6 protein-coding genes and 1 tRNA gene are annotated in these 4,823 nt (G+C 70.4%); 4 read left to right on the top strand and 3 right to left on the bottom strand.

Going from position 1 to position 4,823, the window contains the following annotated elements; all coding sequences use genetic code 11:
• From G6019_RS05880 to G6019_RS05870, 3 genes are all read left to right on the top strand, one after another.
• Nucleotides 1-632 (top strand): glutamate--tRNA ligase family protein (locus tag G6019_RS05880; protein WP_182627193.1); only part of this gene is annotated, 632 nt, incomplete at its 5' end.
• Nucleotides 633-926: 294 nt separating this feature from the next.
• Complete coding sequence (locus G6019_RS05875) at nt 927-1,670, top strand: queuosine precursor transporter (RefSeq protein ID WP_182613215.1); 744 nt, start codon at nt 927-929, stop codon at nt 1,668-1,670.
• A complete protein-coding gene (locus G6019_RS05870; RefSeq protein WP_182613213.1) occupies nt 1,667-2,062 on the top strand; it encodes a CHY zinc finger protein in 396 nt (131 codons plus the stop codon). The genes G6019_RS05875 and G6019_RS05870 overlap by 4 nt, the downstream gene beginning before the upstream one ends.
• Nucleotides 2,063-2,264: 202 nt before the next feature.
• Here the strand turns inward: G6019_RS05870 and tgt are convergent, their stop codons facing one another.
• Nucleotides 2,265-3,545: a tRNA guanosine(34) transglycosylase Tgt gene (tgt, locus tag G6019_RS05865; RefSeq protein ID WP_182613212.1), complete on the bottom strand. Its 1,281-nt coding sequence runs from the start codon at nt 3,543-3,545 to the stop codon at nt 2,265-2,267.
• A 97-nt stretch (nt 3,546-3,642) separates the two neighbouring features.
• Between tgt and G6019_RS05860 the strand changes: the two genes are divergently transcribed.
• Nucleotides 3,643-4,257, top strand: coding sequence for a TetR/AcrR family transcriptional regulator (locus G6019_RS05860; RefSeq protein ID WP_107755505.1), 615 nt, complete (start codon nt 3,643-3,645; stop codon nt 4,255-4,257).
• A gap of 40 nt (nt 4,258-4,297) precedes the next feature.
• Here G6019_RS05860 and G6019_RS05855 read toward each other — a convergent pair.
• Nucleotides 4,298-4,388, bottom strand: a tRNA-Ser gene (locus G6019_RS05855).
• Nucleotides 4,389-4,478: 90 nt separating this feature from the next.
• Complete coding sequence (locus tag G6019_RS05850) at nt 4,479-4,685, bottom strand: CsbD family protein (protein ID WP_107755504.1); 207 nt, start codon at nt 4,683-4,685, stop codon at nt 4,479-4,481.
• Nucleotides 4,686-4,823: the final 138 nt, after the last annotated feature.

Below are 4,823 nucleotides of genomic sequence, written 5' to 3'. Positions count from 1 at the left end.
CCGACCGCGACCTGGTCTACGAGTGCTACTGCTCACGCCGCGAGATCGCCGAGGCGCCGCGCGCCCCGCACTCCCCACCCGGCGCCTACCCCGGAACCTGTCGCGATCTCACCGACGCCGAGCGAGCGACCCGCCGCGAGGCACTCGGTCCGGGTCGGGTGCCGGCCCTGAGGCTGCGCGCCGGCATCACCGAACTCACCGTCGACGACCTGATCCACGGGCCCTATACAGGCGTTGTGGACGACGTGGTGCTCCGCCGCGGGGACGGGGTGTGGGCGTACAACCTCGCCGTCGTCGTCGACGACTCCGACCAGGGCGTGGACCAGGTCGTGCGCGGTGAGGACCTCCTGCCCTCCACCCCGCGCCAGGCCCATCTGGCCGAGCTCCTCGGCCTGCCCCGGCCGGAGTACGTCCACGTGCCGCTCGCGGTCAACGTAGCCGGCGAGCGTCTGGCCAAGCGGGACGGTGCGGTGACCCTGGCCGACCTGGCCACGGAGGGGACGACGACGAGGACGGCCGTCGCCCGGATCGTGGCCTCGCTGGGTGGACCACCCGGTGCGGATTCGATCGACGCGCTGTTCGGGGTGATCAGCCCGGAGTCGTTGCGGACCGGCCCCTGGGTCGTCACCTGATCGTCTCCTGTCGCGCCTCGCCCACGGACCCCGGATCCCGCGCCTTTCCGGCGCGCGGCGGCCGGTGAATTCGCGGGACGGGCTCGCCGGAGCGGATAATCGACGCCCGTGACCACTCCATCGCAACAGAATCCTGACCTCCACGGGCCTGGGCGGCCGGACGGGACCAGTCCCGAGCCGGCGCGCAGCACACCGGGCTCCACCGCTCGGACCGCTTCCGACCCATCCCCCACCCGGCCAGCGCCCACCGACCGGGACGACAGCACCGGGACCGACCGCGCGGTCTTCGCCACCATCGCCAGCCCGTACTACGGCTATCTGATCGCCCTGTTCGTCGGCGTCATGCTCATCAGCAACGTGACCGGCACGAAGGGCGTCCTGCTCTTTCCCGGCCTGAGCTTCGAGCTCGGCTTCCTCAGCCTCGACGGGCTCGTCACCGACGGCGCCTTCCTGCTCTTCCCGCTGGCATACGTGCTCGGCGACGTGATCAGCGAGGTGTACGGCTTCAGGGCGATGCGCCGCGTCGTCCTCTCCGGCTTCGCCGTACTGGCGCTGGCCGCGCTGAGTTTCACGTTCACCGTCCACCTCCCGCCGGCCCCGTTCTACGAGAACCAGGAGGCGTTCGAGGCCGTTGCCGGAGTGATCCCGCAGTTCTTCCTCGCAGGCCTCGCCGGATACGTGGTGGGCGAGTTGCTCAACTCCTACGTGCTGGTGTGGATGAAGCGCCGCACCGGCGAGAGGACCCTCTGGGCCAGGCTGCTCGGCTCAACCGTGGTGGGCCAACTCGCGGATACCCTCGTCTTCTGCACGATCGCCGCCCCCGCCCTGGGCATGGTGCTCGGGTCGGGCGACTACTGGAACTACGTCGTGATCGGGTTCGTCTGGAAGACGCTCGTCGAGGCGGTCCTGCTGCCGGTGACGTACGTGGTGATCGCGTGGATCAAGAAGCGTGAGCCCACCTACCAGACCGCGCTGGCCGACTCCTCTGCGGCGGGATCGTCGCCGGTGGGATCCGACCCGGCAGACTCGAGGGCATGACCTCTCACGGCAGGCGCGGCGGGCACGCTGACGGCGAGCACGCGGGCAGTGGGCGCGCTGACGGTGGGCACGGCGGATCGATACCGGTCCTCGGGGCCACCGTCGACGATCAGACCCGCTGCGTCCACTACCGCAGTCCCCTGGACGTGGTGGCGATCCGCTTCCACTGCTGCCGGGAGTTCTACCCGTGCTTCCGTTGCCACGCCGAGGCCGCTGATCACGCGGTCTCGGCGTGGCCGCGGGCCGAGTTCGACACCCCCGCGATCCTGTGCGGTGTCTGCCGGAGCACACTGTCGATCAGCCGATACCTCGAGGTCGACGGGTGCCCGGCCTGCGGGGCGGCGTTCAACCCGGGCTGTTCGCTGCACCATTCGATCTACTTCGACGGCTGACCCGCTGACCCGCTGCCCTGTGGCGAACCGGCCCCACGGCCTCGCCCGAGGTGCGCGTCCTCGCCCGAGGTATGCGTCCTGAATGGTGCAGAGACGCAGCGCAAGTCCACCGAGACCTGACGAAGAGGCCGCGCAAGCCGAAGAGGGCGCGCAAGTCGGCGCGACAGCGGGCGGTGCCGGCGGGCGGTGCCTGCGGGCGGTGCTACGCCGAGTAGTACCGCCCCAGGAACTCCGCCTTGTACGCCAGGTACTCGTCGGGCCCGGCGTCCATCGCGGCGCGCACCTCGTCGACCAGTCGCACCACGAATGCCAGGTTGTGCATCGTGAGCAGGGTCGACCCGAGGAACTCCTTGGCCTTGAACAGGTGGTGCAGGTACGCGCGGCTGTAGTCGCGCGAGACCTCGGACGGCCCCTCGGGGTCGAGCGGGGTGTGGTCGTGCCGGAACTGGGCGCGGGTGATGTTGACCCGGCCGTTCAGCGTGTAGATCCCGCCGTGACGGGCGAGCCGGGTGGGCGCGACGCAGTCGAAGGTGTCGGCCCCGTTCTCCACGGCCGTGAAGATGTCGTCGGGCTCGCTGATCCCCAGCAGGTGGCGCGGCCGGTCCTCGGGCAGCTCCTCGGTGCACCAGCCCACGATGGTGCCCAGGTTCTCCTTCTCCAGCGCGCCACCGATCCCGTAGCCTCCGAACCCGCGCCGTCCCCGGTCCTCGGCGCGGTCGCTCATCTCCACGAGCCCGCGCACGGCCTGTCGCCGCAGGTCCTCGAACTGCGCGCCCTGGACCACGCCCCACAGCGACTGGCCGGGCCGGTGGGTCCGTTCCACCGACAGGCGCTCGTGTTCGTCGAGACACCGCTGCGCCCAGCGCCGCGTGCGCTCGACCGACCTCTCCTGGTACTCGCGGGTGTTCATGAGCGTGGTCAGCTCGTCGAAGGCGAACAGGATGTCGGCCCCCAGGCCGTGCTGGATCCGCATCGAGACCTCCGGGGAGAAGCGGTGCGCGGAGCCGTCGAGGTGCGAGGTGAAGGTGACGCCGTCCTCGTCGACCTTCGCGAGCCTTCCCTGGCCCTTGTTGGTGGCGGAGTCGTCCGGGGCCTTCGCCGCGCCGGCCGACATCTCGATCACCTTCTTGAACCCCACACCCAGGCTCATCACCTGGAACCCCCCGGAGTCGGTGTAGGTCGGCCCGGGCCAGCGCATGAACTCCCCCAGCCCGCCGGCCGCGTCCACCACGTCGTGGCCGGGCTGCAGGTACAGGTGATAGGCGTTGGCCAGGACGGCCTGCGCGCCGGTCGAGCGGACCTGCTCAGGGGTCAGGGTCTTGACAGTCGCCTTGGTGCCGACGGGGATGAACGCCGGGGTGGCGATGTCGCCGTGCGGGGTGCGGATGACGCCGGTGCGGCCCCCCGCGGTGCCGTCGAGGGCCATCCGCGAACCCACGTCGAAGGTGGTCGCGCGCGGGGTGGGGGGCGTGTGAACCGACATGGGTCCCATCGTGGCACGACGGTCCGGGGGGCCGTCCGTGGCCCTACGATGGGGGGATCGACGACCGCAGCTATCGACGACGACGACGAGGTGAGCGATGCCCGGCACGAGCGGCCGACGGCTCTCCCGGCGCGAGCGCCACGATCAACTGGTGGTCCTGGGGGTGCGGCTTCTGGAGACGGTCCCGTTCCACTCGCTCTCGATGGACGATGTCGCCGAGCGGGCCGGTGTTTCGCGCAGTCTGCTGTTCCACTACTTCCCGACCAAGCTCGACTACCTCACGGCGGTGGTCAACGCGGCGGCCGATCACGTCCTGTCCCTGACCGAGGTCCCGGAGGGCACCAGCGCGGAAGACCGGACCCGGGCGATCATCACCGCACTTGTGCGCTACATCCAGCGGCGCCGCGACAACTACGTGGCCGTCCTGCGGTCGGGCCGGTCCGTCGACCCGGTCCTCGAGCAGGTCGTCGACGGCATGCACCGCACCGTCAGCCTGCGCATCCTCCGCAGCATCGGGGTGGACCGGCCCGGTCCCATGTCTCTGGTGCTCACCCGCGCCTGGTTGGCCGGAGTCGAGGAGCTGGCGCTGCTGGGCGAGGAGTCCGGGCTACCCCAGGCCACCGTCATCGACTCGGCGCTGACCACCCTCCGGGCGGTGGCCACCCTGCCGGATTTCGTCGCCGACGTCGCCCCGGCCGACGACGGGGAATGAGAGGAGTCCCGGAACTCCAGTGAGTTCCGGGACTCTCCCGTGGCGGTGGCGGTGGGATTTGAACCCACGGTTGGGGGTTACCCAACACAGCATTTCGAGTGCTGCACCTTCGGCCGCTCGGACACGCCACCGCCGATCAGGCTACTTCACGAGTGGCCGCAGGCGGAAATCGCCTGCTCGACGGGCGGATCAGGCCGTGCCGATGTAAGGCCGTGCCGGTCTCAGGCCTTGTCGTTGCCGGTGAGCTTGCCCGCTGCCTCGTTGGCCTTGTCCTTGAGCTTCTCGGCACCCTGCTTGATGCCGGCCTTGCCCTGGTCCGCCTGGCCCTCGGCCTGGAGGTCGCGGTCGCCGGTCGCGGCGCCGGCCGACTCCTTGGCGCGGCCGCCGAGCTCCTCGGCCTTGTTCGAGAACTTGTCTCCCACACCCATGTGGTGCTCCTCTCGATCGCGGCGCCGGTGCCCGGCGCCTCTCCTCACCCACCGTACGGAGATGCGCGATGGGCATCCACCGCACGACGGTCACGATCCCATCACCGCCGAGCGCGGAAGAAGTCCTCCAGCAGCGCG

This window comes from Dietzia sp. DQ12-76 (assembly GCF_014145045.1).
Classification (GTDB): domain Bacteria; phylum Actinomycetota; class Actinomycetes; order Mycobacteriales; family Mycobacteriaceae; genus Dietzia.
This window is presented reverse-complemented; position numbering and strand designations above follow the sequence as displayed.

Bases quoted from the DNA above. Each gene is read 5' to 3' on its own strand.
- G6019_RS05870 (WP_182613213.1), top strand. From the start codon at position 1,667: ATGACCTCTCACGGCAGGCGCGGCGGGCACGCTGACGGCGAGCACGCG.
- tgt (WP_182613212.1), bottom strand. From the start codon at position 3,545: ATGTCGGTTCACACGCCCCCCACCCCGCGCGCGACCACCTTCGACGTG.
- G6019_RS05860 (WP_107755505.1), top strand. From the start codon at position 3,643: ATGCCCGGCACGAGCGGCCGACGGCTCTCCCGGCGCGAGCGCCACGAT.
- G6019_RS05850 (WP_107755504.1), bottom strand. From the start codon at position 4,685: ATGGGTGTGGGAGACAAGTTCTCGAACAAGGCCGAGGAGCTCGGCGGC.